The organism is Streptomyces sp. NPDC059852 (genome assembly GCF_042731455.1).
GTDB lineage: Bacteria > Actinomycetota > Actinomycetes > Streptomycetales > Streptomycetaceae > Streptomyces.
This window is the reverse complement of sequence record NZ_JBHWJK010000004.1, coordinates 1-18,536: the sequence shown is the minus strand read 5'-3', so window position 1 is coordinate 18,536 and position 18,536 is coordinate 1. Positions and strand designations below refer to the sequence as shown.

Genomic DNA, 18,536 nt, shown 5'->3' with positions numbered 1-18,536 from the left:
CATGTGTCTGGCAGTGCCCGGCAAGGTGGTGGCCATCGAGGACGGCGCCGACCCGCTCACCGGGCTGATCGACTTCGGCGGGGTGCGCAAGCAGGCGTGCCTGGAGTACGTGCCCGACGTGCGGGTGGGTGAGTACGTCATCGTGCACGTCGGCTTCGCGCTGCAACGCCTCGACGAGGAGTCCGCCCTGGCCTCGCTGAAGCTGTTCGAGGAACTGGGGCTGCTGGAGGAGGAGTTCGGGGACGCCTGGCAGCAGGCGGCCCGCGAGGCGGGCGAACCGGCGCCCGCGGGGCACCAGGACGGCGGGAGTGAGGCCCGGTGAGGTACATCGACGAGTTCAACAACCCGGAGCTGGCCCGCCGGCTGCTGGACGAGATCCGCGCGACCGCCACCCGCCCCTGGGCGCTGATGGAGGTGTGCGGCGGCCAGACGCACTCGATCATCCGGCACGGCATCGACCAGCTGCTGCCCGAGCAGGTCGAGTTGATCCACGGCCCCGGCTGCCCGGTGTGCGTGACGCCGCTGGACGTCATCGACAAGGCCCTTGAGATCGCCGCCCGCCCTGAGGTGATCTTCTGTTCGTTCGGGGACATGCTGCGGGTGCCGGGCTCCGACCGGGACCTGTTCCGGGTGAAGGGCGAGGGCGGCGACGTACGGGTGGTGTACTCGCCGCTCGACGCGCTGGAACTGGCCCGCCGCAACCCGGACCGGCAGGTGGTGTTCTTCGCGATCGGCTTCGAGACGACCGCCCCCGCGAACGCCATGGCCGTGCACCGGGCCCGCCGCGAGGGGCTGGGCAACTTCAGCCTGCTCGTCTCGCACGTACGGGTGCCCCCGGCGATCGAGGCCATCATGACCGCGCCGTCCTGCCGCGTCCAGGGCTTCCTCGCCGCCGGGCACGTGTGCAGCGTGATGGGGACGGCCGAGTACCCGGGGCTCGCCGACCGGTTCGGCGTTCCGATCGTGGTCACCGGGTTCGAGCCGCTGGACATCCTGGAGGGCATCCGGCGCACGGTGCGGCAGCTGGAGCTGGGCGAGCACCGGGTGGAGAACGCCTACCCGCGCGCGGTCCGCGACGACGGCAACCCGGCGGCCGTCCGGATGATCGAGGAGGTCTTCGAGGTCACCGACCGCAACTGGCGGGGCATCGGACCCATCCCGTCCAGCGGCTGGCGGCTGAGCGAGGCCTTCCGGGCGTACGACGCCGAGCACCGCTTCGACGTGGCCGGCATCCGGACCGAGGAGCCGGCGGAGTGCCGCAGCGGCGAGGTGCTGCAGGGCCTGATCAAGCCGACCGAGTGCGCCGCGTTCGGCACGACGTGCACGCCGCGCACACCGCTCGGCGCCACGATGGTCTCCAGCGAGGGCGCCTGCGCCGCCTACTACCTGTACCGCCGGATGAACACACCCGCCCCGCGGGGCGTCCGGCCCGCGGCCGAGGAGATGAACCCCGTTGCCTGAGCCTGTGACGGACGTGGTCGACCCGGCCGCCTGGACCTGTCCCGCTCCCCTGCGCGACCAGCCGGTCGTCGTGATGGGGCACGGGGGCGGCGGCGCGCTGTCGGCCGAGCTGATGGAGCAGGTCTTCGCCCCGGCGTACGGCAACAGCACGCTGGCCGCGCTCACCGACTCCGCCGTCCTCGAACTGGGCGGCGCGCGCCTCGCGTTCTCCACCGACTCGTACGTGGTGCGGCCGCTGTTCTTCCCGGGCGGCTGCCTCGGTGACCTCGCGGTGAACGGGACGGTCAACGATCTGGCGATGAGCGGGGCCCGGCCGGCCTGTCTGTCCGCCGCGTTCGTCCTGGAGGAGGGCGTGGAGCTGGCGGTCGTGGAGCGGATCGCGCGGGCCATGGGCGCCGCGTCCGAGGCGGCCGGGGTCACCATCGCCACCGGGGACACCAAGGTGGTGGAGTCCGGCCACGGCGACGGGGTGTACGTCACCACCGCCGGGGTCGGACTGGTGCCCGATGGGGTGGACATCCGCCCGCAGCGGGCGCGGCCCGGTGACGTCGTCATCGTCAGCGGCCCGATCGGGCTGCACGGCGTGGCGATCATGAGTGTCCGGGAGGGCCTGGAGTTCGGGGTCGAGGTCGCCAGCGACAGCGCGCCGCTCGCCGGCCTGGTGGCGGCCATGCTGGCCGTCACCCCGGACGTCCATGTGCTGCGCGATCCGACGCGGGGTGGTCTCGCCGCGTCGCTCAACGAGATCGCCCGTGCCTCCGGGACGGGGGTGCGGCTCAGTGAGCGGGCCGTCCCGGTGCCGGACGCGGTGGCCAACGCCTGCGGGTTCCTCGGGCTGGACCCGTTGTACGTGGCCAACGAGGGGCGGCTGGTCGCTTTCGTGCCCCCGTCGGCGGCGGAGGAGGTCCTCGCGGCGATGCGGGCCCATCCGCACGGGGCCGAGGCCGTGGTGATCGGTGAGTGCGTCGCCGAGCACCCCGGCATGGTCGTGGTCGCGACGGGCCTCGGCGGCACCCGGGTGGTGGACCTGCCGCTGGGCGAGCAGCTGCCGCGCATCTGCTGACGGGCGTGCGAGGGCCCCGGTGGTGCGTGACGGCACCGCCGGGGCCCTCGTGTGTCAGGGGACGGCCGGTTCGATCCCGGTGATCTCCAGTTCCCGGCCGCTGCGCAGGTCCGAGGAGGGACGGTCGCAGCGCGGGCACCAGAAGAACGGCGGCATGCCGACGGCGAACTCCTCCGCGCACGTCCCGCACCAGGCCTGGGCGGGGACCTGCTCGACCACCAGCCGCGCCGAGGCGAGGGCGGTGCCGTCGCGGGCCACCTCGAAGGCGAAGTCCAGGGCGTCGGGGACGACACCGGCCAGTTCGCCGACGCGGACGGTCACCGCCGACACGGTGTCCGTCCCGTCGGCCCGGGCCAGTTCACCGGCCCGCTCGATGATCGCGGTCGCGATCGACAGTTCGTGCACGGCCGGCTCAGGGGTAGCGGCGGCCCGCGCGCAGACCGCCCGCCATCCGCCAGATCCGTGCCTCGCGCCGCAGGCTGGGCAGCTCCCACACCAGCAGAGCCACCGCGAGGGCGCCCAGCAGGACGGCCTCGGCCTTCAGCACCCGCACTCCGCTCATCCCGGCTCCTTCGCTCCCGGCGCCGCACCCGCGCGCCCGTCGGTCGTTCATCGCGGTCACTCCCCGCCGTCCGTCATCCCGGTGAGATGTTCGGCATGGCGTCCACGAGGGCGTCGTGCCGCTTCCAGTGGATCCCGGTGGAGCGGCGCGCGTCGGAGGTGCCGTCCTGGTGGTGACCCGTCTGGTCCTGGTAGCGGCCGTGGTTGCCCTGGTGCATGCCGGACACGTGGCCGGGGGTGTCGGGCTTGGCCTGGGCCCTGCCGACCCGGATGCTGCCCATGGTGTTCTCCTTCCTCGTCGGCGCGCCGCGGGGCGCGCTCAGGACCTCTCGGTGAGGCCGGCGAAGAACTGTTCGACGGCCGGCCAGACCGCGCCGCCGCCGGACAGCCCGTGCCAGTGCCGGCGGACGACGGCGACCATGCGGTAGCAGTCGTCGACCGGCACGATCCAGTGGTGGCCGGCGCCGTGCACGGTGTTCACCAGCAGTGCCTCCACCTCGGGTTCCACGCTGGCGAGCGGCGGACACGTCTGTGTGAGGCGCCGCCAGGCCGCCGCGTCCACCTCCCACCGCATGGCCCCGGCCGGGCTCGGTCCCTCGGCGGTGACCGTGCCGTCGGCGCGGGGCACGAAGAAGACCAGCCCGACGGGGACGCCGAGGACGTCCGTGGCGACCTCGGGCAGCCGGACCCGGCGGCGCGGGACCAGCCGGTACCGGCCCTCGCCGGCGCCGCCCCGGTCGAACAGCACCGAGCAGGGGCCGCAGACGCAGCGCACCCGCTCCTCCTCGGCGTCGTGCAGATGGGGGTGGTCCTCGGGGACCGGCGCCGCGCACAGCTCGCACACCTCCGCGTCCGCCGTCGCCGCGCGGGCGGCCGTGGAGCGGATGAGCCGGGCCAGGGCGCCGCCGGTGGTCACGGCGCGCTCCGGTGGGTCAGGGTGGCCAGCGGTACGAAGGCCGGCGCGGACCGGCGTGCGGCGGGGTCCGGCACCGGTTCGACGTCCGTCAGCTCGGGGGCCGCGGCGAGCACGGCGGCCCGTACGGCGCCGGTGACGTCGGCCCCGCCACTGCCGCAGCCCGCGCCGCAGCCGCCGCCCGCCGTCAGCCGCACCCGCGCGACACCGCCCTCCACGCCGGCCCACTCGACGTCGCCGCCGCGTTCGCGGACGGCGGGGCGCAGCCGCTCGACGGCGCGGGCCGCCCGGCGCTCGGCGGGTTCGGGATGGATGTCGTGCAGCACCAGCAGATGGCCGAGCAGTTCGTCGTCGGCGAGGCGTGCGGCGAGGGCGGTGCCGGCGAGGTCGAGGACGCGGGCCAGCGCCTCGCCGTAGACCTCGGTGAGCAGGCCCACCGCCTCGGTGGCGGGGCGGGTGACGGGGCCGGGTGTGGACTCCAGGCCCTCCAGGAGTTCGTCGAGCCGGGCGAGCCGGGCCTCGACGTCCGGGTCGGCCAGCCGGGCCGCGCCGGGCTCATCCATGGCTCGCCCCGTAGGTCGGGGAGTGCAGGGTGGTCAGCGTCTTGCCCTTGCCGACGTACATGTGGACGCCGCACGGCAGACAGGGGTCGAAGCTGCGGACGGTGCGCATGATGTCGACGCCCTTGAAGTCGTCGGGGCCGTTCTCCTCGAAGATCGGCTGCCCCTGGACGGCGTCCTCGTACGGGCCGGGTGTGCCGTACATGTCGCGGGGGCTGGCGTTCCACGGGGTGGGCGGGTACGGGTGGTAGTTGGCGATCTTCTTGTCCTTGATCACCAGGTGGTGGGAGAGGACGCCGCGCACCGCCTCGTGGAAGCCGCAGCCGATCGCCTCGTCGGGCACCTCGTAGTTCTCGAACACCTTGGTGTCGCCGGAGCGGACGAGGCCCATGGCCTCCTCGAGGAACTGCAGCGACATGGCGGCCGCGTAGGCGACGAAGTAGGGCCGGGCGCGGTCCCGTTCGATGGTGTTGCTCCACTTGGGGATGCGCCACTCCAGCGTGGTCTCCGGCAGGCTCTCGCCCTTGGGCAGGGAGATGCGGACGCTGTCGCCGGTGGCCTTGACGTAGGGGGTGTCGACGATGCCGCTGAGCGCGGTGGACCACAGGCGGGCCAGCGGGCCGCCGCCGGTGTCCAGGGCGAGGTGGTCGCCGGTGCGCGGGTCGAGCCAGCGGGGGCTCATCACCCAGCTGTAGTTGCCGTCGAAGTCGCGCTTCTGCGGGACCGGGACGGTCGTCTGGTTCCAGGGGTGGCGCATGTCGACGGGGTTGCCGAGCGGGTCGCGGGTGACGAAGGGGTCCTCGTTGACCCAGTCCTCGTAGAAGGAGCTGCCGAGCATGATGCGCAGGCCGAGGTTGATGTCGACGAGGTTGTTGGTGACGAGTTCGCCGTCGACGACGATGCCGGGGGTGACGTACATGGCCTTGCCCCAGGTGTTCATCGTCTCGTAGCGGTAGTCGACGACCTTGGGGTCCTGGAAGGCGCCCCAGCAGCCGAGCAGGACACGGCGGCGGCCGACCTCCTCGTAGCCGGGCAGCGCCTCGTAGAAGAAGTCGAAGACGTCGTCGTTGAGGGCGACGGCCTTCTTGACGAAGTCGATGATCCGCATGAGCCGGCTGAGGTAGTCGGTGAACGCGGTGGGCTGGGGCATCGTGCCGACGCCGCCCGGGTACAGCGTGGAGGGGTGGACGTGCCGGCCCTCCATCAGGCAGAACATCTCGCGGGTGACGCGGCTGACCTTCAGGGCCTCCTTGTAGATCTCGCCCTCGAAGGGGTTGAAGGCCCGCATGATGTCGGCGATCGTTCGGTACCCGTGGATGTCGCCGCGGGGCGCCGCGGTGCGTTCGGCGCGGGCCAGGACCCCGGGGTTGGTGGCCTTGACCATCGCCTCGCAGAAGTCCACGAAGACCAGGTTGTCCTGGAAGATCGTGTGGTCGAACATGTACTCGGCCGCTTCGCCGAGGTTGACGATGTGCTCGGCGAGCATCGGCGGCTTGACGCCGTAGGCCATCTGCTGGGCGTAGTCGGAGCACGTCGTGTGGTTGTCGCCGCAGATGCCGCAGATGCGGGACGTGATGAAGCCGGCGTCCCGGGGGTCCTTGCCCTTCATGAACACCGAGTAGCCGCGGAACAGCGACGAGGTGCTGTGGCATTCGACGACTTCCCGGTTGGCGAAGTCGATCTTCGTGTAGATGCCCAGGTTCCCGATGATGCGGGTGATCGGGTCCCAGGACATGTCCACGATCTGTGGCGGCTTGCGCTCCGTCGCGCGGGCCTCGGTGGTCGTCATCTGCGGTACTGCCCCTCGCTGTCGGTGTCGTGGTGGGTCGGTGGGTGGGGTGACGTGGTGTCAGGGCCGGTAGTGCGGGTCGTAGCCGCTGGTCAGCTTGCGCTTGTTGTGCCGCCACTTCGGCTCGTGGTTGACGAGTTCGTTGGTCACCCCGCGCAGGCGGCGGATGACGGCGCCGTACGGCTTGATGGCGAGCGACGACAGGGTGCCGCCGGGCGGCTCGTCCATGAACGGCATGAAGGCGTCGGGGAAGCCGGGCATCGTGCAGCCGATGCAGATGCCGCCGACGTTGGGGCAGCCGCCGATGCCGGCCATCCAGCCCCGCTTGGGCACGTTGCAGTTGACGACCGGGCCCCAGCAGCCCGTCTTCACCAGGCACTTGGGCGAGTTGTAGTCCTTCGCGAAGCTCGCCTGCTCGTAGTACGAGCCGCGGTCGCAGCCCTCGTGGACGGTCTTCCCGAACAGCCACTGCGGGCGCAGCATGTGGTCCAGCGGCGGCGGGGGCGCCGAACCGGCCGCGTGGTACAGGACCCAGACCAGGGTCTCCATGAAGTTCTCCGGCTGGATGGGGCAGCCGGGGACGTTCACCACGGGCAGGCCGCCCTGCGAGCGGTAGTCCCAGCCCAGGTAGTCGGCGAGGCCCATGGAGCCGGTCGGGTTGCCGGCCATGGCGTGGATGCCGCCGAAGGTGGCGCAGGTGCCGGCGGCGACCACCGCCCACGCCTTGGGCGCGAGCTGGTCGATCCACGAGTTCAGGGTCTGCGGCTCGCCGGTCTCCGGGTCGTTGCCGAACGACGTCCAGTAGCCGTCGCCCTCGATGATGTTCTGGTTGGGGATCGACCCCTCGATGACGAGGATGAACGGGGCCAGGTCGCCGCGCGCCGCCGCCCGGTAGGGGGCGAGGAAGTCCTCGCCGCCCAGGCTCGGCGAGAGCACCTTGTTGACCAGGTTGACCTTCGGCAGCCCGGGGATCAGGCCGAGCACCAGGTCCTCGATGGACGGCTGGTCGGCGGCGGTCAGGGAGACCGTGTCGCCGTCGCAGCTCATGCCCTCGGAGATCCACAGGATGGTGATCTCGTCGAAGCCCTGCCGGTCCTCGCCGCGCGCGGGTTCGCCCGCGACCTCGGTGGTGCTGCTGTGCGTCGTCATGTCATGCCTCCGCCGCGGGGGTGTCGGACGGTGCGGGCTCCAGCGGCTCGAGTTCGTCGGGCCGGAAGTAGTGGAAGCGGCCGTACCAGGTGTGCAGTTCGGATGCGGGATCGTCGTCGAGGGTGACGGCGAGGTGCACGCTGCCGTCCACGTCGTGGAAGACGGCGGCCACCTCGGCGGTCCGCCCGGCCAGGAACATGTCCTGCGCGTCCGCGCCGCGTCCCCGGGGGCGCAAGCGCACCCGGCTGCCACCGCCGAGGGGCACACCGTCGACGGACACGGTGTCGGTGGCCGGGGACACGCCGTCGTCGCCGCCCTCCTGCCACCACGCCGGACGTTCGCCGGGCGGGGCGGCCGGGCGGGCCGGGGTGAGGGAGCGGACGGCCCCGTGCAGCCGGGCGAAGACCTCCGGCGGCATGGTGTCGACCCGGTCGAGGATGGCGGCGGCCCGGGGGTCGGTGGCGCGGGCCTCGCGCTTCTCCTCGTCCGTCAGCAGCATGGTGCGCAGGGTGAGGATCTCGTCGATCTCGGCCGCGTCGTGCAGGTCACCCGGGCTCTCCGGCGCCACCTGCGGGTGGTCGGGGAGGATGATCGGCGCGGACAGCACGACGCGGGCGGTGCCGGGGTCGCCGCCCAGGACCGGGAAAGTGAAGTCGTTGCGGCAGGCGCGGGCCTGGTCCCGAAGGGCGGTGGGCGGGTCGATCAGGGAGACGAACTCGACGCCGTCGCCGCCGATCAGCGTGTGGGTCGCGATGAACGCGCCGCGCAGGGCCTCGTCGCGCGCGATCCGCGGGCCGGGGGCGAGTCCGGTGTGGGTGGTGCGCACCTGGAGTCGGACCAGGTCGGGGGCGATCCGCTCGGCGGTGACGGTGAGGCTGCCGCGCAGCTCCTCACGGACGCGCAGCACGCGCCCGGCGTCCCCGGGCAGCGGTTCGGTGTCCGTGCCGCCGGGGGCGCCCACGGGGATCGTGGTGCCCTGGACGGCCCGCTCGTCGAGGTTCAGGGTGAGCGCGGCCTCACGGGGCACTGCCTCGTCGAACGTCAGATGCACGGTGCCGTCGCCGGTGCGCAGGGAGGGCACGTCCCGGTGTCCGCCGTCCGGGCCGGTCTCCTGGACCTGTTTGCGCTGCAGCTGAAGGAAGCGCAGCCGGACGTGCACCGAGGCGTCGGGGCGCGGGGTGCGCAGCAGGCACTCGGTGCGCTGGTACCAGGAGTCGGCGGAGCCGGACACGGTCGGGGTGACGGGGCCGTCGGCCTCCACCCGGTCGCGGGGGAAGAGCACGCCGAACTGCCAGCGGACCCGGTTCTTCGCGGAGGAGCGGCGGTACGGGTAGAGCAGATAGCCCTCGTAGAGGACGGCGTCGGCGACGGCGCCGATCCGCTCGAAGTCCTCGTGCGGCGCTGTCGCCGTGCCGGCGCTCGCGGCCGGTCCGTCCGCCATCCTGCCTCCTCGGGTGCGGGTGCACGCGGATGCCTTCCACCACGGAAGCACCGGGCACCCGGCCTCGCCCCTCCGGCCCACTCCGGGAGCGGCATTCGGGTGACGGAGGGGGCCGGGCGTCGCCGTCCGCGGCCCGCGGACGGGGGGAGCAACCGGCGGGCGGGGGAACACGTCTTCGTACGGGCGAGGGACCGTCCGGCTCCCCGCGACAGGAGGACGCGCATCATGAGCGACAAGGCACGACGGCTGTTCGAAGCCCTCGACCTCGACGACAGCGGGACGCTGACCCGCGCGGAGGTCATCGTCGCGCTGCGGTCCAAGGGACCTTCGCTGGCCGCCTCGGGGGATCTGCCGCCCTGGGGTCTGGGGGACGAGAACGACTCGTCCGCGCTGTTCGACGCCGCCGACCTGAACGGCGACGAGGTGGTGACGCTGGAGGAGTTCGCGACGGTGGTCGACCGCCGGTTCGGCTGGCGGGACCAGTGACGGCGGCGCCCCGCGCGGGATGACTCCCGGCGCGGGGCGCTCGGCCGTACGGCGGTACGGCGGTACCGCCGGTCGGCGGGTCGGCTCAGGCGATTTCCACGAGCAGGTCGCCGCCCTCCACCTGCTGGATCCGCCCGATGGCGAGCCGGGACACCCGGCCGGACTTCCCGGCGGTGATGGACGCCTCCATCTTCATGGCCTCGATGGTGGCGACCGTGGCGCCGGCCTCCACCGCGTCGCCCTCGCCGACCGTGAGGGTGACGACACCCGCGAACGGTGCCGCGACATGGCCGGGGTTCGACCGGTCGGCCTTCTCCGTCACCGGGACGTCCGTGGCCGCGGCACGGTCCCGGACCTGGATGGGCCGCAGCTGGCCGTTCAGGGTGGACATCACGGTGCGCATACCGCGCTCGTCGGCGTCGCCGACGGCCTGCAGCTCGATGAGCAGCCGCACCCCGCGCTCCAGGTCGACGGCGTACTCCTTGCCCGGGCGCAGCCCGTAGAAGAAGTCCTTGCTGTCCAGGACGCTGGTGTCGCCGTAGGAGTCGCGATGCGTCTCGAACTCGCGCGTCGGGCCGGGGAACAGCAGCCGGTTCAACGTGGCGCGCCGGTCCTTGGCCAGGCCCTCGCGGTCGTCGGCGCCGAGCTCCGGGACCGGCTTGGCCTCGGCGCGGCCCTGGAGCGCCTTGGTGCGGAACGGCTCGGGCCAGCCGCCGGGCGGGGTGCCCAGCTCCCCGCGCAGGAAGCCGATGACGGAGTCGGGGATGTCGAAGCGGTCCGGCGACGCCTCGAAGTCGGCCGGGGAGACGCCGGCGCCCACCAGGTGCAGCGCGAGGTCACCGACGACCTTCGAGGAGGGGGTGACCTTGACGAGCCGGCCGAGCATCCGGTCCGCGGCGGCGTACATCGCCTCGATCTCCTCGAAGCGGTCGCCGAGGCCGAGGGCGACGGCCTGGGTGCGCAGGTTGGAGAGCTGCCCGCCGGGGATCTCGTGGTGGTAGACCCGGCCGGTCGGCGAGGCGAGGCCCGCCTCGAAGGGGGCGTAGACCTTGCGGACGCTCTCCCAGTACGGCTCCAGGTCGCCGACCGCCTGGAGGTCGAGGCCGGTGGGCCGCTCGGAGTGGTCGGTGGCGGCGACGATCGCCGACAGCGACGGCTGGGAGGTGGTGCCGGCCATGGACGCCACGGCTCCGTCGACCGCGTCGGCGCCCGCCTGGATCGCGGCGAGGTAGGTGGCGAGCTGGCCGCCCGCGGTGTCGTGGGTGTGCAGGTGCACCGGCAGCTCGAACTCCCGGCGCAGCGCCGACACCAGCCTCGCCGCGGCCGGCGCCCGCAGCAGCCCCGCCATGTCCTTGACGGCGAGGACGTGCGCGCCCGCCTCGACGATCTGCTCGGCGAGGCGCAGGTAGTAGTCCAGGGTGTACAGGCGCTCCGACGGGTCGGACAGGTCGGAGGTGTAGCACAGCGCCACCTCGGCGACGGCCGTCCCGGTCTCGCGTACGGCCTCGATGGCGGGGCGCATCTGGGAGACGTCGTTGAGGGCGTCGAAGATGCGGAAGATGTCGATGCCGGTGGCCGCCGCCTCCTGCACGAACGCGTCGGTCACCTCGGTGGGGTACGGCGTGTAGCCGACGGTGTTGCGGCCGCGCAGCAGCATCTGCAGGCAGATGTTCGGCACTGCCTCCCGCAGGGCCGCCAGCCGCTCCCACGGGTCCTCGGCGAGGAAGCGCAGGGCCACGTCGTACGTCGCGCCGCCCCAGCACTCCAGGGACAGCAGCTGGGGGAGGGTGCGGGCCACCACCGGGGCCACGGCGAGCATGTCCTTGGTGCGCACCCGGGTGGCGAGCAGCGACTGGTGGGCGTCGCGGAACGTGGTGTCGGTGATGCCGATGGTCGGCGAGGACCGCAGCCAGTGCGCGAAGCCCTCGGGGCCGAGTTCGGCGAGCTTCTGCCGTGAGCCCGGGGCCGGGTCGCCGGCCGGGAGCGGGGGCACCTTGGTCAGCGGGTCGAGGAGGTCGGGGCGTTCGCCGTGCGGCTTGTTGACGGTGACGTCGGCGAGGTAGGTGAGCAGCTTCGTGCCGCGGTCGGCGGAGTGGCGGGCGGTGAGCAGGTGCGGGCGCTGCTCGATGAACGACGTGGTGACCCGGCCGGCCTGGAAGTCGGGGTCGTCGAGGACCGCCTGCAGGAAGGGGATGTTGGTGGCGACGCCGCGGATGCGGAACTCGGCCACGGCACGCCGGGCGCGGCCCACGGCGGTGGGGAAGTCCCGGCCCCGGCAGGTCAGTTTGACCAGCATGGAGTCGAAGTGGGCGCTGATCTCCGTACCGGCGTGGGTGGTTCCGCCGTCGAGCCGGATGCCGGAGCCGCCCGGTGAGCGGTAGGCGCTGATGCGGCCGGTGTCCGGGCGGAAGCCGTTGGCGGGGTCCTCGGTGGTGATGCGGCACTGGAGGGCGGCGCCGCGCAGGGTGACCGTCTCCTGGGCGAGGCCGAGGTCGGCCAGGGTCTCGCCGGCGGCGATCCGCAGCTGCGCCTGCACCAGGTCGACGTCGGTGACCTCCTCGGTCACGGTGTGCTCGACCTGGATGCGCGGGTTCATCTCGATGAAGACGTGGTTGCCGTCCCGGTCGAGCAGGAACTCCACGGTGCCCGCGTTGCGGTAGCCGATCTGCCGGGCGAAGCGGACGGCGTCGGCGCAGATGCGGTCGCGCAGCTCCGGGTCGAGGTTGGGCGCGGGGGCCAGCTCGATGACCTTCTGGTGGCGGCGCTGCACGGAGCAGTCCCGCTCGTACAGGTGGATCACGTCGCCCTGGCCGTCGGCGAGGATCTGCACCTCGATGTGGCGGGGCTCGACGACGGCCTTCTCCAGGAAGACGGTGGAGTCGCCGAACGCCGACGCCGCCTCGCGGGACGCCGCCTCGATGGCCTCGCGCAGTTGGGCGGGCTCCTCGACGCGGCGCATGCCGCGCCCGCCGCCGCCGGCGACGGCCTTGACGAAGATCGGGAAGCCGATGCCGTCGGCGGCGCGGACGAGTTCGTCGACGTCGGTGGAGGGCGCCGACGAGCCGAGCACGGGGACGCCGGCCTCCCGGGCGGCGGCGACCGCGCGGGCCTTGTTGCCGGTCAGCTCCAGGATGTCCGCGCTGGGGCCGACGAAGGTGATGCCGGCCTCCTCGCAGGCCCGCGCCAGGTCGGGGTTCTCGGACAGGAAGCCGTAGCCGGGGTAGACGGCGTCCGCTCCGGCGCGGCGGGCGGCGCGGACGATCTCCTCGACGGAGAGGTAGGCGCGCACCGGGTGCCCGGGCTGCCCTATCTCGTACGCCTCGTCTGCCTTCAGCCGGTGCAGGGAGTTGCGGTCCTCGTGCGGGAAGACGGCGACGGTGCGCGCGCCCAGCTCGTAGCCCGCGCGGAACGCGCGAATCGCGATCTCCCCGCGGTTGGCGACCAGCACCTTGCGGAACATTCTTGATCCCTTCGGCCGGAGACTGAGCACCCATGGTGTCGGGGCGATCGTTTCCACGCTATGTGAGCCGGGCCACTGACGGGCCGGCCCGGCGCCCGGCCCGGCGCCCGGCCGGTGCGCACGCCCGTACGCGAGCGACCGCCCGTACGCGAGCGACCCGACGGGCCTACGCTGTTCCTGAGCCTTCCGTCGTCGCGGGAGGTGTGAGCGAGGTGCCTCATGGCCGGCGCGATTGACCACGGTGTGCCGACGCACGACGCGATCGGCGACCCGACGGGCCCGCCCACGTCCGCGGCGGGCCACGCGGGTGTCTTCGGGGATCTGCTGCCGCTGGCCCTGTGGGTGGCCGACGGCGACGGGATTCTGGTGCAGTGGTCGCCGACCGCGCAGGACCTGCTGGGGCACACCCCGGAGCAGATGCTGGGGCGGGACGCCAAGCTGGCGCTCGTCCCCGAGGAGAAGCACCGGCTCGCGGACCGGCTGGCCGGCTCGGCGCGGACCGGCGCGGCGGTGGTGGCGCGGCTGCCCGTCCGCCATCGCGACGGCGGCCTCGTCGACATGGAGTTGTGGCACTGCCCGATCCCGGACGCCCGGGGCCGCACCGGCGTGCTGGCCATCGCGGCGGACACCTCCGCCGTGGAGGGGATGCGCGACGCGCTGGCGGCGCTGGAGGGTCTGTTCGAGCAGTCCCCCGTCGGGCTCGCCATGCTCGGCCCCGATCTGCGGTTCCTGCGGGTCAACGAGGCGATGGCCCGGATGGACGGCGTCCCGGCCGCCGACCACGTCGGCCGCGGCGTCACGGACGTCGCGCCCGGCGCGGCCGCCCTGGAGACGGTGATGCGGGGGGTCCTGGAGCGGGGCGAGGCCGTGGTGGACCACCGGCACACCTCGTCCGGCGCGGACCCGGCACGGCGGCGCACCTGGTCGTGCTCCTACGCGCCGCTGCTCGGCCCGGCCGGCCGGCGCGTCGGGGTGATCGCCTCGCTGATCGACGTGACCCGCGAACAGCGCGCCCATCTGGAGGCCGAGCGGGCCCGGCGCCGCCTGGCGCTGCTCGCGGAGGCGGGCGCGCAGATGGGCTCGACCCTGGATCTGCGGCAGACGGCCGAGGAGGTCGTCCGGGTGCTGGTGCCCCGGCTGGCCGACTCCGCGGACGTCCAGCTGCTGGAGGAGGCGGTGGCGCCGGACGAGACCGCCGCGTCCGCGCACGGCGTGGTCCGCCGGGTGGCCGCTTCCTTCACCGACCCGCGGGCACCGGCGGACCAGCTCGCGGTCGGCATGACCCAGCAGGTCCCGCGCGGATCGGTGTACGAGCGGGTCATCGAGGACGGCCGGGCGATGAACCTGTACCTCGCCGACATCCGGCAGCTGATCCCCGCCCCCGAGGCGGAACCGCTGCGCGCCTACCTGTACGCGCGGGTCGGCTCGGCGCGGCTGGTGCCCCTGGTGGCGCGGGGGACGGTGCTCGGCGCGGTGGTGGTGTCACGGACGAGGGACCGCGAGCCGTTCGACGACCAGGACACGCTGCTGATCGACGAGCTGGTCGCGCGGGCGGCGCTGAACATCGACAACGCCCGTATGTACAGCCGGGAGCGGGACGCCGCGCTCACCCTGCAGCGCAGCCTCATGGACCCCTGCCTGCCGGACGTGCGCGGCCTGGAGCTCACGGGGCGCTATCTGCCGGCCGGCGAGCACGAGGTCGGCGGGGACTGGTTCGACGCGATCGCCCTGCCGGGCGGGCGGACCGCCCTGGTGATCGGGGACGTGATGGGGCACGGCATCCACGCGGCGGCCGTCATGGGCCAGCTGCGCACCGCCGTACGGACCCTGGCGCGCCGCGACACCACCCCCGACCAGGTGCTGCGGTACCTGGACGCCGTCGTGGCCGACCTCGGGGAGAACGAGATGGCCACCTGTCTGTACGCCGTGCACGATCCGGTCTCCGGGCACTGCCTGGTCGCCAGCGCGGGCCATCCGCCCCCTCTGGTCGCCGACCGGGGCACGGTCGCCTTCCTGGACGGCCCGGCGGGCCCGCCGCTGGGTGTGGGCCGGCAGGACTGGCGGGTGCAGCATCTGCGTCTGGAGCCGCGCGGCCTCCTGCTGGCGTACACCGACGGGCTGATCGAGACCCGGGGCACCGACCTGGAACAGGGCATGCGCCGGCTGGCGCGCGCGGTCCGCGACCCCGGCCAGCCGCTGGAGCGGATCTGCGACGACCTCCTGGCGGACCTCGTGCCCGGCACGGCCGACGACGACGTGGCCGTGCTCCTCGCACGGGCCCTGCCCAGGTGAGACGGCACGGACGGGCCGTCACCCGACCGAGGCACCCCGGCGGTCGTGATCAAGCACGGGGTGGACACTCGGCTGATACTGAGAGGGAACGCTGCAAGGCCAGGCATACGGAACGGCAGCAGCGCCCGTGCGCCGGGCCCCCGGGGTCCCGCGTACGGCGCGAGATGGGTGGGCGATGCACGACACATCCCCTACGTCGCTCAATGAGAGTCCGGAGGACCCGTTCTCGGTGCTCCGGTCCGCGGCGGCCGTGCTGGACCGGCGTGGGCGGGTGGTCGCCTGGAGCGAGAAGGCGACCGAGCTGCTCGGGTACCGGGCGGACGAGGCGCTGGGCCGGCCCGTGCACGAGTTCCTGGTCGACGCCGGTGACGAGGGTGTCGTCGCTCAGGCCGCCCGCTCCTGTCTGCGGGAGCACGGCTGGTTCGGGCTGCTGCCGGTGCTGCACCGCTCCGGGCGCCGGCTGCACGTGGGGTTCCGGGCGCGGCGGGTGCAGCGGCTGGGCGGCGGGGACGAGTGGCTGCTGGTCGGCTCGCTCGCCCAGGAGATCACGCAGTGGGAGATCGACCGCGCCGTGCTGGACGGCTTCTTCCTGCGCTCCCCGATCGGGGTGGTGGTGCTCGGACCGGACCTGCGGGTGCTGCGGGTGAACCAGGCGATCGCCCGGTTCGGCGGACTGCCGGCCGACGCCTACCGGGGGCGGCGCGCCGGCGAGTTCCTGCTCGGCCCGGTCGCGGACTGGGTGGAGGGCAAGCTCCAGACCGTCCTGGACACCGGCCGGCCGCTGATCTTCGCGGAGCACCGGTGCCGGCTGCTCGCCGACCCGCACAAGGAGATCGTGATCTCCGTCTCCGCCTTCCGGATGGAGGACCCGAGCGGCCGGGTGCTGGGCGTGACCGAGATCGTCGAGGACGTCACCGACCGGCACCGGGCCCGCCGGAGGCTCGCTCTGCTGAACCAGGCCGGCACCCGCATCGGCAGCACCCTGGACGTGGCCCGGACCGCCCGCGAGCTCGCGGAGGCGGCCGTGCCGGAGCTCGCCGACGCCCTCTCGGTGGATCTGCTGGAACCGGTGACGCGCGGCGAGGAGCCGGAGGCGGACAGCATGGGCCCGCTGCGCCGGATGGCGGCCCGCGCGATCCGGCGCGAGGGGCTGCGGCTGATGTACCCCGAGGGCCACCAGTTCTTCTTCCCCGCGGACACCGCTCCGCACCGCTGCCTGGCCGAGCGGCGGCCCGTGCTGCTGCCCGCCCTGGAGTCGGGCTCGGGCTGGATCACCGCCGAACCGGATCGGGCCCGGCAGGCACTGGAGGCCGGTGTCCACTCGCTGATCGTGGTCCCGCTCGCCGCCCGCGGTGTGGTGCTCGGCGTGGTCTCCCTGTGGCGCTCGCAGCGGCCGGAGCCCTTCGAGGCGGACGACCTGACCCTCGCCGAGGAGTTCGCCGCCCGGGCCGCCGTCTGCATCGACAACGCCCGCCGCTACACCCAGCAGCACCAGGCCGCCGAGGCCCTGCAGCGCAGTCTGCTGCCCGGTGAGATGCCGGAGCAGCCGGCCGTCGAGACCGCGCACCGCTATCTGCCGGCGCGGGCCTCCACCGGGGTGGGCGGCGACTGGTTCGACGTCATCCCGCTGTCGGGGCTGCGCGTCGCCCTGGTGGTCGGCGACGTGGTCGGGCACGGCATGCACGCCTCCGCCACGATGGGGCGGCTGCGGGCCGCCGTGCACACCCTGGCCCATCTCGATCTGGCGCCCGACGAGGTGCTGTCCCGGCTGGACGACCTGGTGGACCATCTCGCCACCGAGCAGCGGCAGGCCGACGCCCACGCCCCCCAGCTCGTGGGCGCCACCTGCCTGTACGCCATCTACGACCCCGTCTCCCGGCACTGCGCGATGGCCCGCGCCGGGCATCCGCCGCCGATTCTGCTGGACCCGGACGGGGGGGTACTGGATGTCGACGTGCCCGCCGGACCTCCGCTGGGCCTGGGCGGGCTGCCGTTCGAGAGCGCCGAGTGCGAGCTGGCGGAGGGCAGTCTGATCGCCCTGTGCAGCGACGGCCTGCTGACGGCCGGCGACCGCGACATCGACGAGGGACTGGCCCTGCTGCGGAGCACGCTGGCCGGCGCGTCCCCGTCGCTGGAGCACACCTGCAAGGCGGTGGAGGACGCCATGCTGCCCGGCCGGCCCGAGGACGACGTCACCCTGCTGCTGGGCCGCACCCGCGTCCTGCCCGCGGGAAACGTGGCCACCTGGGAGCTGCCGGCCGAGCCGACGGCCGCCGGGGACGCCCGGGCCCTGGTGCGGGATCAGCTGTCCGAGTGGGGTCTCGACGAGGAGCTGGCCTTCACCACCGAACTCATCGTGAGCGAACTGGTCACCAACGCCTACCGGTACGCCGGCGGGCCCGTGCAACTGCGGCTGATCCGGGACGGGCATCTGATCTGCGAGGTCTCCGACTCCAGCAGCACCTCGCCGCATCTGCGCCAGGCCAGCAGCACCGACGAGGGCGGACGCGGTCTGTTCCTGGTGGCCCAGCTGGCGGAGCGGTGGGGCACCCGGTACGGCCCCAACCGCAAGACGATCTGGACCGAGCAGCCCCTCACCACGAACGGCGACGCGCTGGGCCTGTGACCCGCGCCGGCGGCCTTCCTGCGGCGGCCGGGCGCGCCGTCAGAGCTTGGCGCCGAAGTTCTGGGTCCACCACGGGCCGCCGGGGCCCTCGTGGACACCGACGCCGATGTCCTTGAACGAGCAGTTGAGGATGTTGGCGCGGTGGCCGGGGCTGTTCATCCAGGACTCCATCACGGCCTCGGGGGTCTGCTGCCCCATCGCGATGTTCTCGCCGTACGTGGACCAGCGGTAGCCGGCGGCCGTGATGCGCTGCCCGGGGTCGGCGCCGTCGGGGTTGGTGTGGTCGAAGAAGTCACGGGCGGCCATGTCCTCGGAGTGCTTCCGCGCCGACGTGTCGAGCAGGGAGTCCTCGGCGAGGGGGCCGCATCCGGCGGTGGCGCGCTCCTTGTTCACCAGGGCGACGACCTGGGCGACGGTGCCGGAGGGGGTCTGCTGCGCCTGGGGGGCCGCGGCCGCCTTGCGGGACGCGCGGGTGGGGGCCTGGGTGGTCGGCGTGGCCTTCTCCGTCTTCTTCGCGGACGGGGAGGGGGTGGCCTTCTTCGAGGGCTCGGCGGACGCCGACGGGGACGTCGCGGCCGACGCCGGCGGCGACGCCGAGGTGCTGACCGGGCTGGGCTCGACGAGTTCGTCCGGCACGGCGGCGCCGGCTCCGCGCGCGGCGGACGGTTCCTCGCGTCCGGTGCCGGGGACGGAGTCGAAGTACCAGAGGCCGCCGCCCGCCACGCAGGCCGCCAC

General features: G+C 73.5%; 16 protein-coding genes. 6 read left to right on the top strand and 10 right to left on the bottom strand.

The features are described from left to right. Position 1: 1 nt before the first annotated feature. From ACFV46_RS06300 to hypE, 3 genes are read left to right on the top strand one after another with little or no spacing between them, the layout of a single operon-like run. On the top strand, positions 2 to 322 hold the full coding sequence (locus ACFV46_RS06300; protein ID WP_151782659.1) for a HypC/HybG/HupF family hydrogenase formation chaperone: 321 nt from the start codon (positions 2 to 4) through the stop codon (positions 320 to 322). Next, on the top strand, positions 319 to 1,461 hold the full coding sequence (hypD, locus tag ACFV46_RS06295; RefSeq protein ID WP_385497185.1) for a hydrogenase formation protein HypD: 1,143 nt from the start codon (positions 319 to 321) through the stop codon (positions 1,459 to 1,461). The genes ACFV46_RS06300 and hypD overlap by 4 nt, the downstream gene beginning before the upstream one ends. Then, positions 1,454 to 2,524 carry a hydrogenase expression/formation protein HypE gene (hypE, locus tag ACFV46_RS06290; protein ID WP_385497184.1) on the top strand — a complete coding sequence of 357 codons (1,071 nt, stop codon included), beginning with the start codon at positions 1,454 to 1,456 and terminating at the stop codon, positions 2,522 to 2,524. Before hypD ends, hypE begins: the two co-directional genes overlap by 8 nt. A 54-nt stretch (positions 2,525 to 2,578) precedes the next feature. Here the strand turns inward: hypE and hypA are convergent, their stop codons facing one another. The 8 genes from hypA to ACFV46_RS06250 all read right to left on the bottom strand — a co-directional run bounded on the left by hypA (position 2,579) and on the right by ACFV46_RS06250 (position 8,937). After that, positions 2,579 to 2,929 carry a hydrogenase maturation nickel metallochaperone HypA gene (hypA, locus tag ACFV46_RS06285; protein WP_361928932.1) on the bottom strand — a complete coding sequence of 117 codons (351 nt, stop codon included), beginning with the start codon at positions 2,927 to 2,929 and terminating at the stop codon, positions 2,579 to 2,581. A gap of 7 nt (positions 2,930 to 2,936) precedes the next feature. Next, positions 2,937 to 3,086: a hypothetical protein gene (locus tag ACFV46_RS06280; RefSeq protein WP_192806039.1), complete on the bottom strand. Its 150-nt coding sequence runs from the start codon at positions 3,084 to 3,086 to the stop codon at positions 2,937 to 2,939. A 73-nt stretch (positions 3,087 to 3,159) separates the two neighbouring features. Next, a complete protein-coding gene (locus ACFV46_RS06275) occupies positions 3,160 to 3,366 on the bottom strand; it encodes a hypothetical protein (RefSeq protein WP_385497183.1) in 207 nt (68 codons plus the stop codon). A gap of 38 nt (positions 3,367 to 3,404) precedes the next feature. After that, positions 3,405 to 4,001, bottom strand: a complete 597-nt coding sequence (locus ACFV46_RS06270; protein ID WP_385497181.1) for a DUF5947 family protein — start codon at positions 3,999 to 4,001, stop codon at positions 3,405 to 3,407. Next, positions 3,998 to 4,561 carry a NifU family protein gene (locus ACFV46_RS06265; RefSeq protein ID WP_385497180.1) on the bottom strand — a complete coding sequence of 188 codons (564 nt, stop codon included), beginning with the start codon at positions 4,559 to 4,561 and terminating at the stop codon, positions 3,998 to 4,000. The genes ACFV46_RS06270 and ACFV46_RS06265 overlap by 4 nt, the downstream gene beginning before the upstream one ends. Then, positions 4,554 to 6,347 (bottom strand): nickel-dependent hydrogenase large subunit, encoded by a 1,794-nt coding sequence (locus ACFV46_RS06260; protein WP_376725962.1) that lies wholly within the window; start codon positions 6,345 to 6,347, stop codon positions 4,554 to 4,556. Before ACFV46_RS06260 ends, ACFV46_RS06265 begins: the two co-directional genes overlap by 8 nt. Before the next feature lie 60 nt (positions 6,348 to 6,407). After that, positions 6,408 to 7,496, bottom strand: a complete 1,089-nt coding sequence (locus ACFV46_RS06255; RefSeq protein ID WP_361928945.1) for a hydrogenase expression protein HypE — start codon at positions 7,494 to 7,496, stop codon at positions 6,408 to 6,410. A 1-nt stretch (position 7,497) separates the two neighbouring features. Further along, complete coding sequence (locus ACFV46_RS06250) at positions 7,498 to 8,937, bottom strand: hypothetical protein (RefSeq protein ID WP_385497179.1); 1,440 nt, start codon at positions 8,935 to 8,937, stop codon at positions 7,498 to 7,500. A 225-nt stretch (positions 8,938 to 9,162) separates the two neighbouring features. Here ACFV46_RS06250 and ACFV46_RS06245 point away from each other — a divergent pair, with 225 nt between their 5' ends. Then, positions 9,163 to 9,423 carry an EF-hand domain-containing protein gene (locus ACFV46_RS06245; protein ID WP_361928950.1) on the top strand — a complete coding sequence of 87 codons (261 nt, stop codon included), beginning with the start codon at positions 9,163 to 9,165 and terminating at the stop codon, positions 9,421 to 9,423. A gap of 85 nt (positions 9,424 to 9,508) precedes the next feature. Here the strand turns inward: ACFV46_RS06245 and ACFV46_RS06240 are convergent, their stop codons facing one another. Beyond that, positions 9,509 to 12,883, bottom strand: a complete 3,375-nt coding sequence (locus tag ACFV46_RS06240; RefSeq protein ID WP_385497178.1) for a pyruvate carboxylase — start codon at positions 12,881 to 12,883, stop codon at positions 9,509 to 9,511. A gap of 219 nt (positions 12,884 to 13,102) precedes the next feature. Here ACFV46_RS06240 and ACFV46_RS06235 point away from each other — a divergent pair, with 219 nt between their 5' ends. Continuing rightward, on the top strand, positions 13,103 to 15,175 hold the full coding sequence (locus ACFV46_RS06235) for a SpoIIE family protein phosphatase (RefSeq protein ID WP_385497177.1): 2,073 nt from the start codon (positions 13,103 to 13,105) through the stop codon (positions 15,173 to 15,175). A 175-nt stretch (positions 15,176 to 15,350) separates the two neighbouring features. Then, positions 15,351 to 17,801, top strand: coding sequence for a SpoIIE family protein phosphatase (locus ACFV46_RS06230; protein WP_361928958.1), 2,451 nt, complete (start codon positions 15,351 to 15,353; stop codon positions 17,799 to 17,801). A 39-nt stretch (positions 17,802 to 17,840) separates the two neighbouring features. Here the strand turns inward: ACFV46_RS06230 and ACFV46_RS06225 are convergent. Next, the coding region (locus tag ACFV46_RS06225; RefSeq protein ID WP_385497176.1) for a CAP domain-containing protein at positions 17,841 to 18,536 on the bottom strand (696 nt) is incomplete at its 5' end.

What these genes read in the sequence shown, in the direction of transcription:
- ACFV46_RS06240 (WP_385497178.1), bottom strand. Translation starts at nt 12,883, where the DNA reads ATGTTCCGCAAGGTGCTGGTCGCCAACCGCGGGGAGATCGCGATTCGC.
- ACFV46_RS06300 (WP_151782659.1), top strand. Translation starts at nt 2, where the DNA reads ATGTGTCTGGCAGTGCCCGGCAAGGTGGTGGCCATCGAGGACGGCGCC.
- ACFV46_RS06265 (WP_385497180.1), bottom strand. Translation starts at nt 4,561, where the DNA reads ATGGATGAGCCCGGCGCGGCCCGGCTGGCCGACCCGGACGTCGAGGCC.
- ACFV46_RS06255 (WP_361928945.1), bottom strand. Translation starts at nt 7,496, where the DNA reads ATGACGACGCACAGCAGCACCACCGAGGTCGCGGGCGAACCCGCGCGC.
- ACFV46_RS06250 (WP_385497179.1), bottom strand. Translation starts at nt 8,937, where the DNA reads ATGGCGGACGGACCGGCCGCGAGCGCCGGCACGGCGACAGCGCCGCAC.
- ACFV46_RS06230 (WP_361928958.1), top strand. Translation starts at nt 15,351, where the DNA reads ATGCACGACACATCCCCTACGTCGCTCAATGAGAGTCCGGAGGACCCG.
- ACFV46_RS06275 (WP_385497183.1), bottom strand. Translation starts at nt 3,366, where the DNA reads ATGGGCAGCATCCGGGTCGGCAGGGCCCAGGCCAAGCCCGACACCCCC.
- ACFV46_RS06260 (WP_376725962.1), bottom strand. Translation starts at nt 6,347, where the DNA reads ATGACGACCACCGAGGCCCGCGCGACGGAGCGCAAGCCGCCACAGATC.
- ACFV46_RS06280 (WP_192806039.1), bottom strand. Translation starts at nt 3,086, where the DNA reads ATGAGCGGAGTGCGGGTGCTGAAGGCCGAGGCCGTCCTGCTGGGCGCC.
- ACFV46_RS06245 (WP_361928950.1), top strand. Translation starts at nt 9,163, where the DNA reads ATGAGCGACAAGGCACGACGGCTGTTCGAAGCCCTCGACCTCGACGAC.
- ACFV46_RS06235 (WP_385497177.1), top strand. Translation starts at nt 13,103, where the DNA reads ATGGCCGGCGCGATTGACCACGGTGTGCCGACGCACGACGCGATCGGC.